The organism is Mycolicibacterium bacteremicum (genome assembly GCF_002086115.1).
Taxonomy (GTDB): Bacteria; Actinomycetota; Actinomycetes; order Mycobacteriales; family Mycobacteriaceae; genus Mycobacterium; species Mycobacterium bacteremicum.
Window position 1 is genome coordinate 94,339 of record NZ_MVHJ01000004.1, and the last position, 21,603, is coordinate 115,941.

Below are 21,603 nucleotides of genomic sequence, written 5' to 3' on the forward strand. Positions count from 1 at the left end.
GGGGTGGGTGCGCGCAGTGTTTCTTGAACTGGCCGACTATCCCGGCAGCACAGCGCGCCGGGCAGCGCACGCTTTACCCTTTTCGCCGCGCGGCTTCTCGGGAAGTGGCGGGGCGTCTGGTGGATCGTGAACAGAGGTCACGGAACATGACGTCGCCGCGGCATCTCTTCATCAAATCTTCACGGAAAGTCGAAGAGACTCATATCGGCGAGTCTGAGCCTGGAATGGCGGGTGCTGTCAGCAGCGCCCTGATGCGTTCTCTGATCAGTCGAGGAAGGGTGTGCCCGATGCAGCACAAAGTATTTGGATACGGGGTTATGGCGCTGATGGCGTCCGCCCTGCTGCTCAGTGCCTGTTCGAGCGGATCGACGACCAATGAGCCGGCGACCACGGCCACCTCGCCGTCGGCGGCGAGTTCGAGCACCACCACGGCAAAAGCCGATGCGCACAATGACGCCGACGTGGCATTCGCGCAAGGAATGATTCCTCATCACGAGCAGGCGGTGGAGATGAGCGACATGCTGCTGGGCAAGCAGGGTGTGGATCCTGCAGTGGTGGCGCTGGCCAGCACGATCAAAGCCGCGCAGGCATCGGAGATCGAGCAGATGCAGGGCTGGTTGCAGCAGTGGGGCGCGGCTATGCCTAGCACGAGCAGTCCGGGCATGCCGGGGCACAACATGCCCGGACATTCCATGCCTAGCCACGATATGTCCGGCGGCGGGATGGGCGAGATGCCGGCGATGGGAGGCGGCGGGCACGGCATGATGTCCGAAGAGGATATGGCCGCGTTGCAGAATGCACAGGGCGCCGAAGCCGGCAAGTTGTTCCTGGAACAGATGATCGAGCATCACGAGGGTGCGGTCACGATGGCCGAGCAGGAGATCGACGACGGCCAGTTCCCGGCCGCGGTGGACATGGCTCGCAGTATCGTGACGTCTCAGCAGGCCGAAATCGAGGATATGCGTGCACTGTTGGATCGGTAGAGGGTCCAGTCTGGGCCGTTAGCGATCGGCCTCCCGCGTGACGGGCGCATCGATACCTGACGCAACGGGTAGTTCGACGGTGAAGGTTGCGCCCCGCCCTGGTCCCGCACTGGTCACGTCGATGGTGCCCGAGTGTGCTTCGACCAGGGCCTTCGCGATCGCCAGGCCGAGGCCTGCGCCGCCATGTCCACGGTCGCGGGCGGCGTCCGCGCGGTAGAACCGTTCGAATATTCGGGGCAGGTGCTCTTCGGCGATCCCGTCGCCGTCGTCGGCCACGGTGACGATCACGCGGTCGTGGTGGTAGGCACAGCTGAGTTCGACGGTTCCTCCGGCGGGGGTGTGCAGCAAGGCGTTGTCGATGAGGTTCCCGAGTACCTGGGCCAGTCGTTGCTCGTCAGCCCACAACGCCGGCATCTCCCGGTGGTGGTTGAGTCGGAGGGCGACCCCTTTGGTGTCGTAGCGCTCCTTCGCGGCGGCGATGCAGCGGCGTGCGACGTTGCCCATGTCGACCATGTTGGGTGACAACGTGAATGAGCTCTCCTCGGCTTTGGCCAGTGCGGCGACGTCATCGGAGAAGCGCACGAGGCGTCGGGTTTGGTCGCGCAGCATGGCCGCGGTGGCTGGGGTGAGGGTGCGCACGCCGTCTTCGATAGCTTCGATGTACGCCTCCAGCACGGCCACCGGGGTTCGGATTTCGTGAGCCAGGTCGCCGAAGAGCCGTTGACGTGTCGAGTCGACCGTCTGCAGCCGCGATGCCATCTGGTTGAACGCCACGGCGAGCGCGTCGAAGTCCTCGCCGAGATTCGGCGGTGACACCCTGGTCTCGTAGTGACCTTTCGCGACGGCTTTGGCCGCCAATGCGACCTCGGTGACCGATCGCTGCAGGCGTCTGCTGACGTAGAAGCTGACGGCTAGAGCGACCAGCGCGGACATTGCCACCGCGACACCGATCGATATGACGGTCGCGTAGCCGTAGGCCTCTTCGGCGTGGACTTCCTCCATAGAATTGGCCGGTACCCCGGCCCGGTGTAGGTGCTCGCGAAAGAGTGGCGGTCCGACGATGGTGGCCACGGCGGTGGTGGTCAGCGCCCCGGTGATGACCACGATCGCCTGAGCCGCCAGTAGTCGCAGGCCGATGCCCGGTCGGCGGGATCGCTTCGCTGCCGGTGGGGGTGTCGTCATCACCCGGTGCCCATGCGATAACCCACGCCGCGCACGGTGGCGATGTAGCGCGGTTGGGTCGCGTCGTCGCCGAGTTTGCGGCGCAGGTGGCCGATGTGTACGTCGACGAGGTGTTCGTTGCCGACCCACGGGCCGTCACGCACGATTTCGAGGAGCTGGCGGCGGCTGAGCACGACACCTGGTCGACCCGACAGCGCCTCCAAGATGTCGAACTCGGTGCGGGTGAGCAGTATTGGGGCGTCGTCGACGCGTACCTCGCGAGCGTCGACGTCGATGCTCAGCACCCCGAACTGTCTGGGTGGTGTGGCCACGTGCTGGCCACCGGTCGCGGCCGGTGCACTGTGCAGGATGCGAGGGCGGCGCAGCATGGCCCGGATGCGGGCAACGAGTTCGCGGGGGCTGAACGGTTTGGTGATGTAGTCGTCGGCCCCGACGGTAAGGCCGACGACGGTGTCGATCTCGGCGTCGCGGGCGGTCAGCATCACGACGTAGGCATCCGAGAAGGTCCGCAGCTGCCGGCAGACCTCAAGACCGTCGATGCCGGGCAAACCCAGGTCAAGGATGACGACGTCGGGATCGAACTCGCGGGCGACAGTGATGGCGTCGAGACCGTTGTCGGCGACGATGGCCTCGAACTGCTCACGCTCCAAGTAGCTGGCGACGACTTCGGCCAGCGGCACCTCGTCGTCGATGACGAGTGCTCGGTAGCCCTTTGCGGACGCCGCGGACGGCCCTGCGGGGTGCTCCATGAGTCCTATGGTGCCTGCCCGTGAGCGGTTTGAGTGGGCCCTGAGTGCGCCTGGGAGCGATCTTGAGCGGATCTTCATACAACACTTATCGAATCCGAAGCTGTCCTCGCCACGCTGGGATGAGTGCTGCATCCAGCTGCGTGCGCCGCGCACTGATCTCAGCAAACGGTTTACCGCGCCACGCCAGGGGATGGTTGCAACGATCATCTACGGACTGAAACCGTAGATGACCAGGCGCACTGTGAGCGCGGAGACGTTCCGGTACGAGTTCAATATGCAACGAAAGTGGCTGCGATGTCGTCATTTCCAGGAAGGCGGGACGTTTTGAGATAGTCGTAGTCGGTGGCATGTCGCAGCGTCTTCGGCAGATCACAGTCCGGTGTCGACTCCGCGGGGACGTGGCCAGGGTCAGAAGCGCTGTTACAGTTGGCAACATTGTGGGCATCTCCGGCGTGATCTCCTCGTGGCGACGACGAGCAGTCGTGGCCGCGGCAATCGCGTTTCTGATCGCGATCGTCGGGGCGGAATCCGCACTGGTCGGTGTGCAGTCTGCGCCAGATCAGCACGGACCGCATGCGCTGATCGCACACGGCGCCGATGCCGCAATGCTGATCGCTGTCGAACATCCGCATGTGTCGCGCGGCGGCACCCCGCCCGCGCCGGACGCCGTCGCCGAAGCAGTACTGCCACGGGCGACCATGACGGTGCTGATGCTTGCGCTGGTGGCGTTTCTCCTGAGTGTCCCGGCGTTGTGGCGCCACCGGGTGACAGCGACGCCTCGCGGCCCTCCGCGACCGAGGTCGCACACGTTGTCGGGGCGAGACGTTCTCGCTCAGTCCTGCATCGCGCGCCGCTGATCGGTCAGCGCCAGGTGATGTCCTCCCTCGGAGGGCCGCCGGTGCCTGCTGTCCGTCATCAGCTGCCGCGCCCGGTCGCGGCGTCACAGAAGCGACATCTCACGATGAACCATGTCCTGTCCAACCACTCGGCCGGTACGGTCCCGTTACCTGGGACGCCCGACCTGGGCCGATATGAGCGGCCCGCCACCATGGTCGGCCAGACTCCGGTCTTACGCATCACCGAACCCTTCACGACCCTCGGACGCGGCTTCTGGGCCAAACTCGAAGGATTCAACCCCGGTGGGATGAAAGATCGTCCCGCGTTGCACATGGTCGCCCGGGCCCGCGCCAACGGCTCCTTGTCCCCGGGCGCGCGGATTGTCGAATCCACCAGCGGCACTCTTGGTTTGGGTCTCGCGCTGGCCGGAATGGTCTACGGTCACCCGATCACATTGGTCACCGACCCGGGGCTGGAGCCGATAATCCAGAACATGCTCACTGCATACGGCGCTCAGGTCGAGGTGGTCTCCGAGCCCCACCCCGAGGGGGGATGGCAGCAGGCCCGCAAGGATCGCGTGGCGCAGATCGTGGCATCTGATCCAAGCGCCTGGCATCCCGACCAGTACAGCAATCCGCACAACGTCGAGGCCTACCGTGGGTTGGCACTCGAGCTGCACCAGCAACTCGGACCGGTGGATGTGCTGGTGTGCTCGGTTGGGACCGGAGGGCATTCGGCGGGCGTGGCACGCGTGCTGCGTGAGTTCAATCCACAGATGACGTTGATCGGCGTCGACACCGTGGGCTCGACCATCTTCGGCCAGCCGGCCGGCACCCGGCTGATGCGCGGACTGGGCTCGAGTATCTATCCCGGCAACGTCGATTACGGCGCCTTCAGCGAGGTGCACTGGGTGGCACCGCAAGAAGCCGTGTGGTCGTGCCGCACACTGGCTGCCACGCATTACGCGAGCGGTGGCTGGAGTGTCGGTGCGGTCGCGTTGGTTGCCGGCTGGGCCGCGCGTACCCGACCCAGTGGCGCGACGGTCGCCGCGGTGTTCCCCGACGGTCCCCAGCGATACTTCGACACCGTGTACAACGACGAGTACTGCCGAGCCCACGGCCTGCTCGGTGCCGCGCCTCCGCTGCAGCCGGCCACCATCGACGATCCGCTGTCGCAGGTGGTGACGTCGTGGACCCGGTGCGCGCAGGTCGTCGACCCCATGGCGGTGAGTCGCTGATGGGTTTGGTCGCGCAGTTTCGTAGTTTCGGCTGGCCAAGCCGGCTGCTCATGGTCAACCAGTTCGGCATCAATCTGGGCTTCTATATGTTGATGCCCTATCTGGCCGGATATCTGGCGGGTCCGCTGGGTCTTGCCGCGTGGGCGGTCGGATTGGTGTTGGGTGTGCGCAACTTCTCCCAGCAGGGCATGTTCCTCATCGGTGGCACACTGGCTGATCGGCTCGGATACAAACCGCTCATCGTCGGAGGCTGTGTGTTGCGCACAGTGGGATTCGGACTGCTTGTCGTCGCCGAATCTCTACCATTTATGTTGATTGCCTCGGCGGCAACGGGTTTCGCCGGAGCACTGTTCAATCCCGCGGTGCGCGCCTACGTGGCCGCCGATGCAGGTGAGCGGCGGGTCGAGGCGTTCGCACTGTTCAACGTCTTCTATCAGGCAGGAATTCTGGCCGGCCCGTTGGTCGGTCTGGCACTGATGTTCGTGGACTTCCGGATGACCGCAGCGGCAGCCGCGATCGTGTTCGCAGCCCTGACCCTGGCCCAACTGTTCGCGCTGCCACAACGGATCGCCGCGGCGCCGGCCACGAAGACCTCGGTGCTGCAGGATTGGCGTTCGGTCGCATCCAACCGGTCGTTTCTGCTGTTCGCCGCGGCCATGATCGGCTCCTATGTGTTGTCGTTCCAGGTCTATCTGGCCTTGCCGCTACATGCCCGGAAGCTGTTGCCAGGCCACGATTCGGTGGTCACCGCGATGATCTTCGTGGTATCCGGACTTGTCGCGATCGGCGGGCAGATGCGTATCACCCGCTGGTTCGCCCGGCGGTGGGGTTCGGGGCGATCGCTCACGATCGGCATGCTGATCTTGGCGGCCGCCTTCCTGCCGTTGGTGGTGCTGCCCGAGGCCGGGCGAGCCGGCACGGTGGCGGCGGTGGCGGCATTGCTGCTGGCGACGGGCATACTCGCGGTGGGCTCGGCTGCGGTGTTCCCGTTCGAGATGGACACGGTGGTGTCGCTGGCCGACGGCCGCCTCGTCGGGACGCATTACGGTTTTTACAACACAATCGTCGGCGTGGGCATCCTGGCCGGCAATCTCGCCACCGGATGGCTGCTTCAGGCGATGAATGCTCTGGGCCGACCTGAACTTGTGTGGGTGCTGCTCAGCCTGATCGGAGGAGTGTCCGCCATCGGACTGTTCGGCCTGGACCGGCGTGGCCGCCTCGATCCCGCACCGGCCGTCGACGGGAGGGTCACTACATGACGCCGCCGACGATCGCGGGTCAGCTTTCGATGATGCGTACCACGTAGGGCGTCATGCCCGAGGTGCGGACGGGGGAGACCTTGATGGGCACGCCGGTCTGCTGTGCTTCGAGCATCCGGCCCCCGCCGAGGTAGATCGCTTCGTGTTGGCCGCCCTCCGGGCCCTAGAACAGCAGGTCGCCCCGCTTGGCTTCCGACGGGGCGACTTTGCGTCCCGCGTCGTACTGATCACCGGAGTAGCGGGGCAGCACGATGCCCACACCGGCGAACGCGTAGCGGGTCAGCCCGGAGCAGTCGAAGCCCACCGTTCCCGCGCCCTGGTTGATGCCGCGGCTCGGGCCTTCCAGCGTGCCGCCACCCCAGGAGTAGGGCACACCGAGTTGGGTGCCGGCCCGGCGGATGACGTGCTCGATGGCCTGGGCGCCGTAGACCCGGTTGCCGCGGATGCTGGTGGCGGGGCTTGCTGTCGGGCCCAGGATGCCCAAGGTGCTCAAAAACCGACGCCCCATGGCCAGGGCGGTCTGTGTCGCGGATGCACTGGCCTGCAACGACGCGTTGGCGATGGCAATAGGGTCGCCGGGTGCGCCCGCACTGACAACCTGCGGCAGACTCGGATCCCAATGCCCGCCTGCGTGTTCGGCGGTCGCGGTTGGTGTCGACACCAGTAGTGACGCTGCGGCCAGGCAGATCGCCACGGCATACCGCGCGCCGGCACATGATGCGCGAGAGCGAGTTTGCTGTCGGATGCCGCCCGCCCTGCTTCCGCATCCGCATCGATTCCCCTGGGTCACATCGCCTCCTTCATGTTGCTGTCGATGATGCGTCCTCAGGCCGAGTTGTCAGGTCATCAGATGATCGATGTGACAACAACATACGTATTTGCTACGCACTCAGTGTGAGTCCGCGGTATGCGCATTCACCAGTGTTTCCATGAAGATTCAATGAAGGAAATCGCCACTTTGGACAGGGCGCTGTCACGGCGATCTGCAGGCTTGCGCTATACCCCCGCGGGGTATAACTTCGGGCTTTAGAGATCGCACCGGGAAGGCCGGCCGAGAGGAAGTGGAGCGCGCATGAGCACGACGACCTACACCGTGACAGGCATGTCGTGCGGCCATTGCGAAGCTTCCGTGCGTGCGGAGGTCGGGGGGCTGGACGGAGTCGCCGATGTCGAGGTCAGCGCCGAAACCGGCACCCTCACCGTGACTTCGGACGGATCCGTCGACGATGCGCAGGTCAGAACCGCCGTCGCTGAGGCGGGATACACTGCGGTGCGGGTCCGGTGAACGGAGGTCACGCCGAACATCAGGAAGGTCCAGACGCCGCGACCGAGCTGCAACATCACGGAAACCAAAGCCACGGTCACGGCGGGCACGGCGACCACGTGGCCGCGTTCCGGAAACTGTTCTGGATCAACCTGATAATCGCCATCCCGGTGGTGGCATTCTCGTCGATGTTCGCCATGCTCGTCGGCTACGACATCCCCTCCCTCGACGGCGCACAGTGGATAGCTCCGGTGCTGGGGACGGTCATGTACGTAGTCGGCGGCCGGCCCTTCCTGACCGGCGCCGTCAGCGAGATACGCTCCCGCAAGCCAGGAATGATGCTGCTGATCGGACTGGCCATCACCGTCGCGTTCCTCGCTTCGTGGGGTGCCAGCCTCGGCGTGCTGCACCACGAACTCGAATTCTGGTGGGAACTGGCCCTGCTCATTGTCATCATGCTGCTGGGGCACTGGGTGGAAATGCGCTCGCTGGCTCAGACGACGTCAGCCTTGGACTCACTGGCCGCGTTGTTGCCAGACGAGGCAGAGAAGGTCGACGGGGAGCACACCGTCACCGTGGCACCGGCCGATCTGCGTGTCGGTGACGTGGTGGTGATTCGCCCGGGCGGGAGCGTCCCCGCCGACGGAACCATCGTCGACGGCCGCGCCGACATGGACGAATCGATGGTCACGGGGGAATCCCGGCCGGTCGCCCGCGGCGTTGGGGATACTGTCACCGCCGGGACCGTTGCCACCGACTCCGGCCTGCGCGTGCAGATCACCGCCACCGGCGAGGACACCGCGCTGGCCGGCATCCAACGCCTGGTCGCCGAAGCGCAGAATTCCTCCTCGCGAGCCCAGCGTCTGGCCGACCGAGCCGCCGGGTGGTTGTTCTGGTTCGCCGTCGCCACCGCGGCCCTCACCGCGGCGCTATGGGCGGCTGCCGGGTATCCCGACGCCGCGGTGGTCCGCGCGATCACCGTGCTGGTCATCGCGTGCCCGCACGCGCTGGGGCTGGCCATTCCGCTGGTGGTGTCCATCGCAACCGAACGGGCAGCCCGCGGCGGTGTGCTGATCAAGGACCGTCTCGCGCTGGAAGGCATGCGCACCGTGGACGCCGTGCTGTTCGACAAGACGGGGACTCTCACCAGAGGTGAACCCACCGTCACCGCGGTACAGGCCGTCGACGGCCATGACGAGCGCACCGTGCTCGCGCTGGCGGCCGCGGCCGAAGCAGACAGCGAGCACCCCCTGGCCAGGGCGATCGTCCGCGCCGCCGCCGACCGCGGCCTCGTCCTTCCCCACGCGGCCGGCTTCACCTCGTCGCCGGCTGTCGGCGTGACCGCGACCGTCGACCGCCACCAGATACGGGTGGGCGGGCCCCGACTGCTCGACGAACTCGGCGAATCCGAGATCAACCTCGCCGAACAGTGGCGCGCCGACGGCGCCATCATCCTGCACGTGGCCCGCGACGGTGCGGTCATCGGCGGTCTGAGCTTGGCCGATGAGGTGCGCCCGGAATCACGCGATACCGTCGATGCACTGCACAAGCTCGGGGTCCAGGTCGTCATGATCACCGGTGATGCCGAAGCCGTCGCCCACTCCGTCGGTCAGCAACTGGGCATCGACCGTGTCTTCGCCGGAGTTCGCCCCGAAGACAAAGCGTCCACAGTGGCTGCATTGCAGCACGAAGGGAGGAAGGTCGCCATGGTCGGCGACGGAGTCAACGACGCGCCCGCCCTCGCGCAAGCCGACGTCGGCATCGCCATCGGCGCCGGTACCGATGTCGCAATCGCCTCGGCCGGTGTCATTTTGGCCAGCTCGGACCCGCGATCGGTGCTCTCTGTCATCGAATTGTCGCGGGCCAGTTACCGCAAGATGAAACAGAATCTGTGGTGGGGCGCCGGGTACAACCTCATCTCGGTCCCGCTGGCCGCCGGAATCCTGGCACCTGTCGGCTTCGTGCTACCCATGTCGATCGGTGCCATCCTGATGTCGCTGTCGACGATCGTCGTGGCCGCGAATGCGCAGCTGTTGCGGCGACTGGACCTTCGTCCAGAAGCCGGTACCAGCACCGTCCTACAAAGCTGATCGGAAAGTCCTCCCGAAAACCGTTGTGGAGGTGGGCTGCTTAATGCTCGTGGCTGGTGTGGTCGTGTAATGGTTGCGCTGGGGCCACCGGGAGCGGTGCGGCCTCGGCAGGTGGTGCCAGGGGCGGCGCAACGGGTGTGACATTCAGGGGAACAGCAGAGGCCGGTGCGTGTCCGTGTTGATCGTCGCCGTGATGATCCCCGGCATGCCCGGCATCGGTCCCGTGATGACCGGCATCCGATGGGGTTGGACCGTGATGGTCGGCACCCGCCTCGGCGGGGCTGTGATGGTGGCCATGACGCTGTCCAGACACGACGCCCACCGTCGAGGCCAGTGTGACGACAGCGACCGCACCGAGTAGCACTGTCGCACTTGCCATCAACGACACCGGGTTGCCCTGCGCGCCGCGATACCAGATCCAGCCGGCACCCATCACGACGTAGATCTGAAGCAGCAGTGCCGCCAGGTCAGCACCCTGCACCACTTCCGGTTGGCCGGCGTGCGGGCCGAACGGGGTGCCCGCAGTGCGGGACAGTGCCCACAACGCCATCGCGCCGACGTTGAGCACGACGCCCGCGGCCAGAACCGAGACCGTCGTCCTGACCAGCACCGCCCGCGCCCAGATCAGTTGCAACAGAGCGAGAACGGCGAAAAATGCGCCGGACAATGGCCATTCCTGCCAATGTGCCGGTACCACCGCAAAGTGAACAACCGCAGCTCCGAGAGACGCCAACGCCGCACACCGGGCCGCCAGCCTGCTGTCGGTTCTGGGCGCCGCCTTGATAGCCACCGTCCGATGATGGCAGGGCGCCAACAGCGACAACACGGGACGACATCACATCTGGACCCGACCGAGACTCATCTGTAATGCCCTCTCACGGTGGGCTGCCGGAGGCGCATGACGAGGGCACGAGCCTGACGTCGCACCGTCACTTTTCCCGAGCAGGCACCTCCGGCGGCTTCGCCACCCAGCGCGAAGTCAAAGCGTCGATGATGGCTCGTTGCTGCGCTTCATCGTGGTGGTGCATGAGGAGTCCTTCGACGGTGAAGATGCCGATCATGACTTCGGCGTCCACGGTCGACGCAGGAAGCCCGTAGCTCTGAAGTTCGAAGTGCAGCAGGCTGCCGGTGATCGTGTGGAAGTTCTGATGCCATTCGGCGATGGCGGCGGAGTGCTCGACGCGGGCATGCACGGTGGTCACAAGCCGGCTCATGTCGGTGAGTTGACCGACAATCCATAGCACCCGCTCGGCAATCGGTTGGCCCGCGATCGCCTCATACTGCGGCCACACGTCGGCCATGACAGCGGTCAGAACCGCGATCAGCACATCGTCCTTGTCCGCGAAGTACCAGTAGATGGTGTTCGGTGCGACGCCGGCTTCCTTCGCGAGCCGGCTCATCGAGGTGGCGTCGTAGCCGTCCTCGATGAAGAGACGCCGGGCCGCCGTCACGATCTCGGCGCGCTTCTCGTCGGCGGCCTGTGGCCGCTTGTTGCGTGCCATGACGTCCCCTCTGTGAAACGGCTGGATCACATCTTCTTGGATGCCATTCAAGAAGATGCTACGTTCTGTTGAACGCCATTCAACATACTCGCCAAGGGAGCGCATCGTGGCATCACCAAGCAACTACGTCCGACACGACGTCACCTTCGACTCCGACGGCACGACGTGTGCCGCCTGGCTCTACCGGCCCGACGGCACGCAGAATCCGCCGATCGTCGTGCTGGCCCACGGCTTCGCCGCCTTCCGCGAACTGCGCCTGGATGCCTACGCCGCACGATTCGCCCAGGCAGGCTATGCCGCGCTGGTGTTCGACTACCGGCACTGGGGAGCCAGCGAGGGGCAACCCCGCCGCGTCCTCGACATCGCCAAACAGCAGGCGGACTGGCGGGCCGCCATCGCCTACGCCCGCAGCCTGGACAACGTCGACACCACGCGGGTGGTGGGCTGGGGTTCCTCGTTCGGCGGCGGCCACGTGCTCAGCCTGGCCGCCCGCGACCGCGCGTTCGCGGCCGCCATCGTCCAGGTGCCTCACGTCAGCGGACCTGCCTCGGCGTTCTCTCAATCTCCGAAGCTGGTCGCGCGCCTCGTCGCCGCAGGCCTTCGCGACCAGGTCGGCGCGTGGCTCGGGCGTGCGCCGCACCGCGTCACGTCCATCGGCAGGCCCGGCGACTTCGCGATGATGACCTCACCCGGCGCGTACGAACTCGTCGAGGAGATGGCCGGGGGTGAAGCGGCCGAGCATATGCGTGCGCAACTTGAGGCCGAGAACGACGTGGCCGCCCGCATCGCACTGTGGATCCCGTTCTACTCACCGGGTCGCGCGGCAGCGAAGATCACCGCGCCGACCCTGGTGCAACTCGCCACGAAGGACGATGTCACGCCGTACGCGAAGGCTCGAAAGATCGTGGCCCGCATACCGAAGGGAGAGGTGAAGTCCTACGACATCTCCCACTTCGAGCCCTACCTGGACCCGCACTTCGAGCAGATCGTCACCGATCAGATCGCGTTCCTGGACCGCCACGTCGGCGGTGGCACCCGATGAGTGCCTCGTCGTCAACCGACCGGACGCTGCCCGGGGCTGTCCATACCCTGGTGGTCGGCGCCGGGTTCGCCGGTTTGGCCGCCGCGGCCGCGGTATTGCGCGCCGACCCTCATGCCGACGTGCTCATCATCGAGCGTGCCGACGAGGTCGGCGGGACATGGCGCGACAACACCTACCCCGGGTGTGCGTGCGACGTGCCGACATCGCTGTACTCGTTCTCCTTTGCCCCCAGCGCGAAATGGAGTCACACCTTCGCCCGCCAACCCGAGATCTACCGCTACCTCGTCGCGGTCGCCGATCAGACCGGGTTGCGCGGACGGCTGATCACCGGGTGCGAGCTCCTGGGCGCGGTGTGGAATGCCGACCGGCAGTGCTGGCAGGTCCAGACCTCCCTCGGCGAGTTGGCCGCGACGGCCCTGGTCGCCGCGACCGGTGCGTTGTCCACCCCGAAGCTGCCCGATGTGCCGGGACTGAACGTCTTCGGCGGCACGGTGTTTCATTCCGCCACCTGGGATCATGAGCACGATCTGACCGGCGAGCGGGTCGCGGTCATCGGTACCGGGGCCTCGGCAGTGCAGTTCGTGCCCGAGATCGCCGACCGCACCGCCCACCTGACGGTGTTCCAACGCACCCCGGCATGGGTGATGCCCCGGCTCGACCGCACCCTGGGCCGTCTCGAAAAGAGCCTGTACCGCCGAATTCCGCTGACACAGAAGCTTGTGCGGGGGATGGTGTACGGCTACCGCGAGATCTATCTCGCGGCGCTGGCGCACCTGACCTGGCTGCTGCCGCTGGTCCAACTCGTTGCCAAGGCGCAACTGCGCCGCCAGGTGCCCGACCCGGCGCTGCGCCGAGCACTGACCCCGAACTTCACCATCGGCTGCAAACGGATCCTGCTCACCAACGACTGGTTGCCCACGCTGGCCCGCGACGATGTCGCCGTCGTGACGACCGCTTTGGCAGAGGTCACCGAAACCGGTGTCCGCGACGGCGCCGGCCAACATCACGACGTCGACACGATCATCTTCGCGACCGGCTTCACCCCCACCGAGCCACCGGTGGCGCACCTGCTGACCGGCACCGACGGTGCGACGCTGGCCGCGCACTGGGCGGGCAGTCCCAGTGCGCACCTCGGCATCACGGTGCCAGGTTTCCCCAACCTGTTTCTGATGTACGGACCGAATACGAACCTCGGCCACAGTTCCATCGTCTATATGCTCGAATCCCAGGCCGCCTACCTCGCCGCGGCCCTGCGGGTGATGCGCGCCGGCGGTGTCGCCTCCGTTGATGTTCGCGCCGACGCGGAGCAGCAGTACAACGAGTGGGTCGCCGACGCGCTCACCAACACCGTCTGGAATTCCGGCGGCTGTTCCAGTTGGTATCTGGACTCCCGCGGCCGCAACTCGGTCATGTGGCCGACGTTCACCTTCCGGTTCCGCGCCCGTACGAAGAGCTTCGACGCGGACAACTACACCATTTGCGGAGTTCCCGAGAACGCTTGACGCGCATTGCCTTCCGGCATCCGATAACGACCCCGAACCGACCATGACACGAGAGGAATCCCCATGTCGACCACTCGACGGGCCGCCCTGATCACCGGTGCCTCCGCCGGCATCGGAGCCGCCTTCGCCCGCCACCTCGCCGCCGAGGGACTCGACCTGCTGCTCGTCGCCCGACGGGCGGAGCGCCTCGAAGAGCTGGCTGCCGAACTTGGGCAGGCGCACGGCGTGCGCTGCGAGGTCTTCGCCGCCGACCTCACCGACCCCGCCGCCCCGGCCGCCATCACCGATCACGCCGGCCGCATCGATTTACCCATCGACGTGCTCATCAACAACGCCGGCCTGTCGTCGAGTACGACGTTCTCCAACACACCGTGGGAGTCGGTGGCCGCCGAGATACAACTCATGGTGACCGCCCCGACCGAACTCGCCCACCGCGTCATCCCCGGCATGAAGGACCGCCGGTGGGGACGCATCGTCAACCTGTCATCGCTGGCCGCGATGAGTCCGCCGGGTGGGGGGCTGCTGTACACCGGCATCAAGTCCTACGTGCTCGACGTGTCCCAGTCCCTGGACATGGAACTCAAGCCCCACGGCATCCACGTCACCGCGCTCTGCCCCGGCTTCACGCACAGCGAGTTTCACGACGTCATGGGCACTCGTGATGCCGCCGACCGGCTACCGGGTTTCCTGTGGCAACAACCCGAACCCGTGGTCCGCGAGGGCTGGGCCGCGGTCACCAAGGGCAACCCGGTCTGCGTGCCGGGTACTGTCAACAAAGTCGCAGCTGCCGCCATGCGCCCTATCCCACAACGCATTCAGTACTACCTGGGCCGCGACCTCAATCCATTCAAGTAGACCTGCCCGTGCCTGGAATCGCAGGGCGCTCCAAGCTGAGCTGAGTCACCTCGGACCGCGAAGGGGCCCCTTATCGGGGAGAGGGCACCCTCGCGTGTCGAACATGCGGCGGTCGCGGCCAAGGGCGCCGACTGTGACGTAATGAGTACTCGCGGCTGATGTCGAGGACTCCGGGCCGCCGGAACCGCACGGACACCGGCGGCCGTGTTCGCCTCGAAGAGCGCTTCCATTGCCCGGCGAGAGCGGTGCTCACCGCCTCCCGCTGAGAGTCACGACGCCTTTCGTGAACGGGCGGGACGCGATGCTCAAAGCCGTCGTCAGTGTGGCGACGGCCCCTGAACTCCGGGCGGGCACGGCGACGGGAGAAAGAGGCCCCAGCACCAGCCCGGCGGAATAGGTGGCGGCGGCCGGAAACCCTGGCCCGGGGGTGGCCCGGGCGGGTTCGGCCCGTCCCAGATGTTCAAGGCGACGTTGCCCTGCCCGGAGTACACGAACCAGTACTCGTGGCAATGGCTTTCGTCCCAGCGCACCGGATTGAACTTCTTGTTTCCCGTCTCCACGGGCGGATCTCCGGGGCACCAGGTGTTCGGGCCGCTCGGAGGAACCTCGGCGGCGGCGGTACCTACGGACAGTGTGGCTCCGGATATCGCCACGCCCGCTGACAGCATCGCTGCCGCCAGCATCCTCTTTCGGTTCGGATAGCGCATGGTCTGGCCTCTCTTCTGGTCATCACCGCTGTGATCAGCGTCGGCTCTTTGCCGTCGACTGCAAGTAGAGAGCACCGCGTCCATTACCGATCCCAACAAATAGGAACAGCCGGCATGCGACCGCCCGCCGCCGGTACGGCGATGGCATCGGGACAGTGCGTCGAAAAGCCCTGTCGGACAACATTCAACCTTTACTACAAACCGTCGTAGTACTACAGTTGGTAGTAGTTAGGCAACTCAATGTGGAGGTGCGATATGACGGACGAACTGATGGGTAGCGCCCTTCTCGCGGGGGCGGTCACACTGGCGGGTGGCGCAATCGGTGCCGGCGTCGGCGACGGCCTCGCCGGATCGAAATTCATCGAGGGAGTGGCTCGCCAACCGGAAGCGCAGAGCCGGCTGTTCACGCCGTTCCTGATCACCGTGGGGCTGGTCGAAGCCACGTTCTTCATCAACGTCGCCTTCATGGCGTTGTTCGTGTTCGCCACGCCGGGCCAGTAGCGGTTCGCCATGTAGTGCCGGCGGCCGGCCCGCCCGGGGCGGCACGCGTGTCGATGGATCAGGTCACTGCAACGACTCCGGCGTGAAGCTGACGTCGACCTGGCCCACGGTCATCGTCACCTGACCCTCCATCACCATCACCTGCGCCGATACCCGCCGGTCCACCGTCTCGGCCAGTTGCTGTACCGCAGCGTGCGGAATCTGCAGCACCGACAGGTTCGACAACCCCGCCACCTTGGGGCCGACGGTGCGCCACCAGGTCGCCACGCCGGCGGCGAACGGAAAGAGCAGCACCTGCTCGGCCTGGCCGGCCGCCTTGCCGAGGACGCGTTCGTCGGGCTGGCCCACGGTGATCCACTCGAGAATGCGGCCGGTGTAGTCGGCGAGCCGTAGATCCGGCACGCCCGGGGTGGACAGGCCCGCACCGAATGTCAGCTCACCGTTGATATCGCTGAGTCGGTGTGCGCGCAGCCCGAACGCCAACAGCCGCACGACCATTCGCTCATCGGTCTCACTGGGGTGGCGGGCCACGGTCAGCGTGTGATCGGCGTAGTAGCCGTGATCGACATCGGAGACGCCGAGTTCGACTTTGAACACTGTTGCGGAAAGGGCCACGTCCTAGTATCCCCCGGGGTCACCGGTAGCGGCGCGGCACCGTCCAGTGGCTGCCGAACTCGACGTTGTAGTGCTCGGGATCAAAAGGGCTGTCACCGCCGGCCGGGAAGCTGGTCAGCTCGCCGAAGACGATGCGGTCGTCGATGCAGTAGAGGTCGACCCGGACGAAATCCGTCTCGGCCCCCAACTTCTCGGCCAGGTCCATCATCTCGTCCAGAAGCACCGGACGCTCCGGTGTGGGATCGGCCCACGGCGGCCCGCCGCTGAGCGGCAGGTGCACCCAGTCGCGGTCGAAGAAGTCCTGCGTCCGCCGGCCGAATCGGCCGTCGTCCACTTCGATGTAGACGCAACGTCCGTGGAAGACGAAGAACTTGAAGTCCCGGGGGACCCCGCCCCCCGGTTCGGTGAGAAGTTCTTCGACGATGATGCCGCGCGGCACCTGGCCGTACACCCATTCGCGGTTCGGGCCCTGCCCGTAGAGTTGCGCGACCCAGCCCTGCGCAATCCGGATGATGTCCCCGCGTTCGGCGGCAGCCGGGCACACGTGCTGGTAGGTCCAGTCGTGGTGATCGGAGGGCAGGCGGTTCCCTGCCGCTGCATCATCGGACACGATGATCGCCGCCCCGCTGCCATGGGTCGGTTTCACCACGTAGCTGTCGGGCAGCGGCACGTCCAGCAGATCGGACGGGTCGCGGGTGAACGCATAGAGGCGCGGAAGATATTGCTCACCAACAACTGTCGCGACATAGTCGCGGACGGCGGCCTTGTCGGCGAACGTGACGAGGAGTTGGCGGTGATCCCGCAGCATCTTGTAGCGGACCTTGTCGCGGAACGTCTGCGGGTTGCGGGTACGCCACAGCCGCACCGCGCGCACGGCTCGGCTGCGCTCGCGCCGGCGCACCCCGTCCGATCTCACCGCCACAGATTACGGACCCGGCGCGTCCGGGTTTCCGACCGACCGGTCATGCCGCCGCCGCGGTGCAGAGCAGTCGGCGGTAGAGGGCGGTCATCTGGTCCCGGACCTCGTCCTGCAGTTGGCGGCGCTGCGCCCGCAGATCGGCACCCTGTAGTCGCTGGACGGACAACCCCGCCTCCACCGCAGCCACCAAGCCCGCCGCGTCGAGTTCGGTGCGGCTGTAGTGATAGACGGGGAAGTCGTGCTGTTGAGCAAAGAACCCACAGTCAGGCACCACCGCGCACACCCCGGCGTCGAAGCAGGCTTCCACCCATCCCGAATGCGTGCCGAACCGGTACGGCAGCACCAGGACGTCGATCTCGCCCAGGTAATCCGCCAGATCGTCGTCGGTGAACCGAGGGTGAACTCGGACATCGACGCCCGCCGACGCATAGCGGTCCAGGTGACCGGTGTTGCGGTGGGACTGCACGCCGTCGGTGTCGATGTCCAGGCGCAACGTCCAGCCTGCGCCGGCGTGCGGCAACAGCGCGTCGAGCACCGGCCACGGGTCGATATTGGCGCGCAGCGCCTTGGCGTGCACGGCGACCACCGGTTCGGCACGGCGCGCCCGCGGCTTACCGATGCCCTCCGGCGACAGCACCGGTGGGTGCGGCAGCACAAGCGCGCTGCGATTCCAGCGACGTTCGACCTCGGCCGCCGCACCGTGAGTCAGGGTGATCACCTGCGCGGCCGCCTCGACCAGCACCCCCAGCCGTTCCCGGTGCTCGGCCGAGTCCAGGAAGTGTGGGTTGTCGAGATCGTGGACGGTGACCACCAGCGGCACCCGATGCGCGGCCGACAGATCGGTTACCGCGCGGAGCACCGCCGCAGGGGTGGCGTCGAAGCCGAAGTGCACGTGCAGAATCTCGATGCGGTCGATGTGATCGGCCAGGAACGCCGGTTCCAGCAGTCGGGGCGGCCACCACTGGCCAGGCTGGGTGATCCCCGCCGGCACCGGGTCGGGCAGCAGCGTGATGTGGTCGGGATCGAGCACTGCGTGGACATACGGATGCGCGGCGGGAACCGATGCCAGGGTGATCACCGCGAGTCTGTACCCCGTCGGCGCGACATTTACGCTGGACATGGTGACCTTCGATTCCGGCCGCGCGCGGCACTATCGCGACTTCTACCAGCCGGCGGCCGACGACCGGCCGCTCTGGCTGGTGGTGGGAAACTGTCAGGCGGAGGCGCTGCGGTTGGTCCTGGACGCGGTGCCGGACCGCCCGTACCGCACGGCCCGGATGCCGCCGGTCCACGAACTGGAGAGCACCGATCTCCCGTTCCTGCGGGCGCTGCTCGCGCAGACCTCCGTGCTGCTCAGCCAGCCCATCAGGACGAACTATCGGGACCTACCGATCGGCACCGCTGATCTGGCTGCCGTTCTGCCTCCCGCGGGCCGAGTGGTCCGCTGGCCGGTCATCCGGTACGCCGGGTTGTATCCGTTCCAGGCGATCGTCCGCCACCCCGCCGACCGCTCGGTGGTTCCACCGGTGGTGCCGTATCACGATCTGCGGACGGTGGTGGCCGCGCGCGACGGCGTCGACATGTTCGACGTGCAGGTCTCCGCGGACGCCATCCGGACCGTCGCCGAGGCCAGCGTCGCCGAACTGGCGCGCCGCGAACACCTGCACACCGACATCGGTGTGTCCGATGTGCTGCTGGGGCACGGTGCCGCCGCAGCCCACACCATTAACCATCCGGGCAATCCGGTTCTGCTGGACCTCGCCGCGCGGATCCTGAACCACCTGGATGTCGACGCGAAACCGGTGGCGCGCGAACGTGAACTGCTGTCCTCGGTGTACGCGCCGCTCGACGAGCGGGTCCTGAACGCGCACGGACTCGACGCGTCCAGCCGTCCCCGATGGCGTGTCGGCAACCAGGAGGTCGATCCGATTCGGGTGCACAACGCCCAACTAGACTGGTACCGAGCCAACCCGGATTACATACCGCTTGCCGTGGAACGCCACGGCCACACCATGGACCTGTTGGGCCTGAGCGCGGCGGTACTGCGATGACGCTGACCCACCTGGTCGTGGGGCCGCCGCGCCACGGTGTGACGCAGTTCGGCCTGCAGTTGCATGCGGCCATGGCCCGTGCCACCGAGTCGGCCCTGTGGCACGTCGAACATCCCGACCAATTGGACTGGCGTGCTGTGCCTCCGGCCATCCATCTGCAGTTCACCGACCGGCTCTTCGGTGGGTCACCACAGGCGGCCGCCGAGGTGGTGGCGGAGGTGGTCGGCCGCGCGTCGGCCGTCGGCTGCCGGGTGACCGCCACACTGCACGATCTCCCGCAGCCGTCCGATGGGCACAACTTCACCCGTCGCACCCAGGCCTATGCCGCGGTCTGCGCCCAGGTGCACGGGGTGGTGGTCAACAGCGAACACGAACACCGGTTGCTCGCCGGGTACGCGCCGGAGCGGGTGGCGGTGGTCCCACTGCCCGTCGTTTTCGAGCCCGCGGCCAAGATCGTGACGACCAAGACTATTTCGGTGGGCGTCTTCGGTTATGTGTACCCGGGCAAGGGACACCACGAGGTGCTCACGGCGTTGGGGCACTTGGGCAGCGATGCCGAGTTGGTCGCCATCGGCAGACCTTCCGACGGGCATGAGGATTTGGCCGACGAACTGTGTTCCCGGGCAGCCGATCTCGGTGTGCGATTCCGGCTGACCGGTTATGTCGAGGACGGTCTCGTCGAGATCCTGCGGACGGTGACGGTGCCGGTGGCACCGCACCGGCACGTGTCCGCGTCGGGCTCCCTGAACAGTTGGCTGGGGGTGGGCCGGCGCCCGCTGGCGCCGGTGAACCGCTACAGCGAAGAGATCATGCGTCGCAATCCCGACGCCCTCGAACTGTATCCGGACACCGAGATCGGTCTGCGGACGGCGCTGAAACGAGCCCTCGACGAACCCGCGCTCACCTGGCTGTCCGAGGACACCCGATGCACACCGACCGCGGCGGATGCGGCGGCACAGTACGCCCGGATACTCCGGCAATGGCACCGGTGACGCAGCCGATTCCGCTGCCGGGCAACAGGTACACGGTGCCCGGCAACCGATGGGACCTGGCGCCGCCGATCAGCGGTCGTACCCCGTCGGTCGCGGTGGTGATCCCGTTCTACAACCAGCACCGCCAGCTGGGTCTGGTGCTGCGGGCGCTGACGTTGCAGGATTACCCGCCCGAGTTGCTCAGCATCATCGTCGCCGACGATGGTTCCGCTGCGGCGCCGACCGTGCCCAGTGGTGTCCGGGTGGTCCGGCAACCAGACCTGGGCTTCCGGGCCGCCGCCGCCCGCAACCTCGGAGCGAATGCCACCGATGCCGACGTGCTGTGCTTCCTGGATGCCGACACGATCCCGGAACCCAGCTACCTGCGGCGCATCGTTGCGTTGCCGTCCGTCCTGCCTGATGCCCTGGTGGTGGGCCGCCGTCGGCACGCGGATCTGAACGCGATGACCCCGGATGGCTTATCCCGTTGGTGGACAGGCGAACTGCGCCCCCTGGAACTGGCCGAGCCGTCCTGGCTTCGCGACGAGTATGCGCGCAGCGCCGACCTGCTGCGTGTCGACCACCGTTCCTACCGTTACGTGATCAGCGCGGTGATGTGCTGCACCTCAGTGCTTTTTCACGACGTGGGTGGCTTCGACGAGTCGTTCACCCACTACGGCGGCGAGGACTGGGAATTCGCGCACCGCGCAATGGCCGGTGGTGCGGTTCTGCACCACGCCCGGGACGCGGTGGCCTGGCATGACGGCCCGGACTGGGGCGAACGTCCGGTCGCGGAGCGGATCACCCGCAAGAACCGCGAGGCGATGGCGCTGGCCCGCCGGATCACCGATCCCGACGCCCGCACCCACGGGGTGTGGTACGCGATTCCCGACATCGTCGTCCGGGTCGCCGCGGAAAGTCACACGGCGGCGTCCCTGCTGCGCACCCTCGGCTGCTTCCTGCACGGTGATGTCGGCGTCTGGGTCGACGACCATGATCTGCTGGCGGCCCTCGAGCTGGACGATCCTCGGGTCCGGTCCGGCGCCGTGCCCGAGGACGTGCTGCGCCGGTGCCGCTTCGTCATCGACGTCGACGGACGCGCCGTCATGCGACCGGCATCGGTCCACGCGATCGTGGGCCTCTGTAGCGCCGCAGGGGTCGGTGAGGTCGATGTCCGCGGTGACGGGACGGGCGTGCGGTGCCGGGCGTCCTGGGCAATCAGTCGTGCACGGCGGTGGACCCTGGACGCCGCGGAGATCAGTGAGGCCGTCCGATTGGATGCGGCGGTAGTGGAATTGAGCTGTGGCGAGGCGAATCCGGATCTGTCCTGGTGACAC

20 protein-coding genes and 1 pseudogene are annotated in these 21,603 nt (G+C 66.6%); 13 read left to right on the forward strand and 8 right to left on the reverse strand.

Features of this window, described 5'->3' with window-relative positions; genetic code table 11:
* Positions 1-287: 287 nt before the first annotated feature.
* Entirely contained in the window at positions 288-983 is a 696-nt protein-coding gene (locus BST17_RS06165; protein ID WP_083056573.1) for a DUF305 domain-containing protein, read from the forward strand.
* 18 nt (positions 984-1,001) lie between these two features.
* Here the strand turns inward: BST17_RS06165 and BST17_RS06170 are convergent, their stop codons facing one another.
* A complete protein-coding gene (locus tag BST17_RS06170; RefSeq protein WP_083056199.1) occupies positions 1,002-2,165 on the reverse strand; it encodes a sensor histidine kinase in 1,164 nt (387 codons plus the stop codon).
* Positions 2,165-2,914 carry a response regulator transcription factor gene (locus BST17_RS06175; RefSeq protein ID WP_083056201.1) on the reverse strand — a complete coding sequence of 250 codons (750 nt, stop codon included), beginning with the start codon at positions 2,912-2,914 and terminating at the stop codon, positions 2,165-2,167. Before BST17_RS06175 ends, BST17_RS06170 begins: the two co-directional genes overlap by 1 nt.
* 437 nt (positions 2,915-3,351) lie before the next feature.
* Between BST17_RS06175 and lpqS the strand changes: the two genes are divergently transcribed.
* The 3 genes from lpqS (at position 3,352) to BST17_RS06190 (ending at position 6,247) form a co-directional block, all read left to right on the forward strand.
* On the forward strand, positions 3,352-3,771 hold the full coding sequence (gene lpqS / locus BST17_RS06180; RefSeq protein ID WP_083056202.1) for a putative copper homeostasis (lipo)protein LpqS: 420 nt from the start codon (positions 3,352-3,354) through the stop codon (positions 3,769-3,771).
* Positions 3,772-3,875: 104 nt separating this feature from the next.
* Positions 3,876-4,988 carry a PLP-dependent cysteine synthase family protein gene (locus BST17_RS06185; RefSeq protein ID WP_083056203.1) on the forward strand — a complete coding sequence of 371 codons (1,113 nt, stop codon included), beginning with the start codon at positions 3,876-3,878 and terminating at the stop codon, positions 4,986-4,988.
* Positions 4,988-6,247 carry an MFS transporter gene (locus BST17_RS06190; protein WP_083056204.1) on the forward strand — a complete coding sequence of 420 codons (1,260 nt, stop codon included), beginning with the start codon at positions 4,988-4,990 and terminating at the stop codon, positions 6,245-6,247. Before BST17_RS06185 ends, BST17_RS06190 begins: the two co-directional genes overlap by 1 nt.
* Before the next feature lie 19 nt (positions 6,248-6,266).
* Here the strand turns inward: BST17_RS06190 and ripB are convergent.
* Positions 6,267-6,941, reverse strand: a pseudogene (gene ripB, locus BST17_RS06195) (NlpC/P60 family peptidoglycan endopeptidase RipB).
* Positions 6,942-7,319: 378 nt separating this feature from the next.
* Here ripB and BST17_RS06200 point away from each other — a divergent pair.
* Both BST17_RS06200 and BST17_RS06205 read left to right on the forward strand, forming a co-directional pair.
* Positions 7,320-7,532, forward strand: a complete 213-nt coding sequence (locus BST17_RS06200; RefSeq protein WP_083056209.1) for a heavy-metal-associated domain-containing protein — start codon at positions 7,320-7,322, stop codon at positions 7,530-7,532.
* 47 nt (positions 7,533-7,579) lie between these two features.
* Complete coding sequence (locus tag BST17_RS06205) at positions 7,580-9,601, forward strand: heavy metal translocating P-type ATPase (RefSeq protein ID WP_234807568.1); 2,022 nt, start codon at positions 7,580-7,582, stop codon at positions 9,599-9,601.
* A gap of 40 nt (positions 9,602-9,641) precedes the next feature.
* Here the strand turns inward: BST17_RS06205 and BST17_RS06210 are convergent, their stop codons facing one another.
* Together BST17_RS06210 and BST17_RS06215 are read right to left on the reverse strand one after the other, a co-directional pair.
* The gene (locus BST17_RS06210; protein ID WP_234807556.1) at positions 9,642-10,268 is read right to left on the reverse strand and encodes a hypothetical protein; all 627 of its coding nucleotides are present in this window, start codon (positions 10,266-10,268) and stop codon (positions 9,642-9,644) included.
* 262 nt (positions 10,269-10,530) lie between these two features.
* Positions 10,531-11,103, reverse strand: a complete 573-nt coding sequence (locus BST17_RS06215; protein ID WP_109750021.1) for a TetR/AcrR family transcriptional regulator — start codon at positions 11,101-11,103, stop codon at positions 10,531-10,533.
* A gap of 106 nt (positions 11,104-11,209) precedes the next feature.
* On the opposite strand from BST17_RS06215, the gene BST17_RS06220 reads away from it, so the two are divergent.
* The 4 genes from BST17_RS06220 (at position 11,210) to BST17_RS06240 (ending at position 15,710) form a co-directional block, all read left to right on the forward strand.
* Positions 11,210-12,145, forward strand: coding sequence for an alpha/beta hydrolase (locus tag BST17_RS06220; protein ID WP_083056214.1), 936 nt, complete (start codon positions 11,210-11,212; stop codon positions 12,143-12,145).
* Entirely contained in the window at positions 12,142-13,647 is a 1,506-nt protein-coding gene (locus tag BST17_RS06225; RefSeq protein ID WP_083056215.1) for a flavin-containing monooxygenase, read from the forward strand. Before BST17_RS06220 ends, BST17_RS06225 begins: the two co-directional genes overlap by 4 nt.
* A gap of 63 nt (positions 13,648-13,710) precedes the next feature.
* Positions 13,711-14,502, forward strand: coding sequence for an SDR family NAD(P)-dependent oxidoreductase (locus BST17_RS06230; protein WP_083056216.1), 792 nt, complete (start codon positions 13,711-13,713; stop codon positions 14,500-14,502).
* Between the two features lie 962 nt (positions 14,503-15,464).
* Positions 15,465-15,710 (forward strand): F0F1 ATP synthase subunit C, encoded by a 246-nt coding sequence (locus BST17_RS06240; protein WP_083056218.1) that lies wholly within the window; start codon positions 15,465-15,467, stop codon positions 15,708-15,710.
* A 63-nt stretch (positions 15,711-15,773) separates the two neighbouring features.
* Here the strand turns inward: BST17_RS06240 and BST17_RS06245 are convergent, their stop codons facing one another.
* From BST17_RS06245 to BST17_RS06255, 3 genes are read right to left on the reverse strand one after another with little or no spacing between them, the layout of a single operon-like run.
* Positions 15,774-16,325 (reverse strand): YaeQ family protein, encoded by a 552-nt coding sequence (locus BST17_RS06245; RefSeq protein WP_083056220.1) that lies wholly within the window; start codon positions 16,323-16,325, stop codon positions 15,774-15,776.
* A 19-nt stretch (positions 16,326-16,344) separates the two neighbouring features.
* Positions 16,345-17,241: an ATP-grasp fold amidoligase family protein gene (locus tag BST17_RS06250; protein ID WP_083056577.1), complete on the reverse strand. Its 897-nt coding sequence runs from the start codon at positions 17,239-17,241 to the stop codon at positions 16,345-16,347.
* A gap of 46 nt (positions 17,242-17,287) precedes the next feature.
* A complete protein-coding gene (locus BST17_RS06255) occupies positions 17,288-18,322 on the reverse strand; it encodes a glycosyltransferase family protein (protein WP_083056222.1) in 1,035 nt (344 codons plus the stop codon).
* 43 nt (positions 18,323-18,365) lie between these two features.
* Here BST17_RS06255 and BST17_RS06260 point away from each other — a divergent pair, with 43 nt between their 5' ends.
* Genes BST17_RS06260 through BST17_RS06270 form a run of 3 tightly spaced genes read left to right on the forward strand, consistent with a single transcriptional unit; the run spans position 18,366 to position 21,600 of the window.
* Positions 18,366-19,295 carry a WcbI family polysaccharide biosynthesis putative acetyltransferase gene (locus BST17_RS06260; protein WP_234807557.1) on the forward strand — a complete coding sequence of 310 codons (930 nt, stop codon included), beginning with the start codon at positions 18,366-18,368 and terminating at the stop codon, positions 19,293-19,295.
* Positions 19,292-20,287: a glycosyltransferase family protein gene (locus BST17_RS06265; RefSeq protein WP_083056226.1), complete on the forward strand. Its 996-nt coding sequence runs from the start codon at positions 19,292-19,294 to the stop codon at positions 20,285-20,287. The genes BST17_RS06260 and BST17_RS06265 overlap by 4 nt, the downstream gene beginning before the upstream one ends.
* Complete coding sequence (locus BST17_RS06270) at positions 20,275-21,600, forward strand: glycosyltransferase (RefSeq protein WP_083056228.1); 1,326 nt, start codon at positions 20,275-20,277, stop codon at positions 21,598-21,600. Before BST17_RS06265 ends, BST17_RS06270 begins: the two co-directional genes overlap by 13 nt.
* Positions 21,601-21,603: the final 3 nt, after the last annotated feature.

What these genes read in the sequence shown, in the direction of transcription:
- BST17_RS06225 (WP_083056215.1), top strand. Translation starts at nt 12,142, where the DNA reads ATGAGTGCCTCGTCGTCAACCGACCGGACGCTGCCCGGGGCTGTCCAT.
- BST17_RS06170 (WP_083056199.1), bottom strand. Translation starts at nt 2,165, where the DNA reads ATGACGACACCCCCACCGGCAGCGAAGCGATCCCGCCGACCGGGCATC.
- BST17_RS06185 (WP_083056203.1), top strand. Translation starts at nt 3,876, where the DNA reads ATGAACCATGTCCTGTCCAACCACTCGGCCGGTACGGTCCCGTTACCT.
- BST17_RS06240 (WP_083056218.1), top strand. Translation starts at nt 15,465, where the DNA reads ATGACGGACGAACTGATGGGTAGCGCCCTTCTCGCGGGGGCGGTCACA.
- BST17_RS06270 (WP_083056228.1), top strand. Translation starts at nt 20,275, where the DNA reads ATGGCACCGGTGACGCAGCCGATTCCGCTGCCGGGCAACAGGTACACG.
- BST17_RS06215 (WP_109750021.1), bottom strand. Translation starts at nt 11,103, where the DNA reads ATGGCACGCAACAAGCGGCCACAGGCCGCCGACGAGAAGCGCGCCGAG.
- BST17_RS06190 (WP_083056204.1), top strand. Translation starts at nt 4,988, where the DNA reads ATGGGTTTGGTCGCGCAGTTTCGTAGTTTCGGCTGGCCAAGCCGGCTG.
- BST17_RS06230 (WP_083056216.1), top strand. Translation starts at nt 13,711, where the DNA reads ATGTCGACCACTCGACGGGCCGCCCTGATCACCGGTGCCTCCGCCGGC.
- BST17_RS06265 (WP_083056226.1), top strand. Translation starts at nt 19,292, where the DNA reads ATGACGCTGACCCACCTGGTCGTGGGGCCGCCGCGCCACGGTGTGACG.
- BST17_RS06165 (WP_083056573.1), top strand. Translation starts at nt 288, where the DNA reads ATGCAGCACAAAGTATTTGGATACGGGGTTATGGCGCTGATGGCGTCC.
- BST17_RS06200 (WP_083056209.1), top strand. Translation starts at nt 7,320, where the DNA reads ATGAGCACGACGACCTACACCGTGACAGGCATGTCGTGCGGCCATTGC.
- BST17_RS06175 (WP_083056201.1), bottom strand. Translation starts at nt 2,914, where the DNA reads ATGGAGCACCCCGCAGGGCCGTCCGCGGCGTCCGCAAAGGGCTACCGA.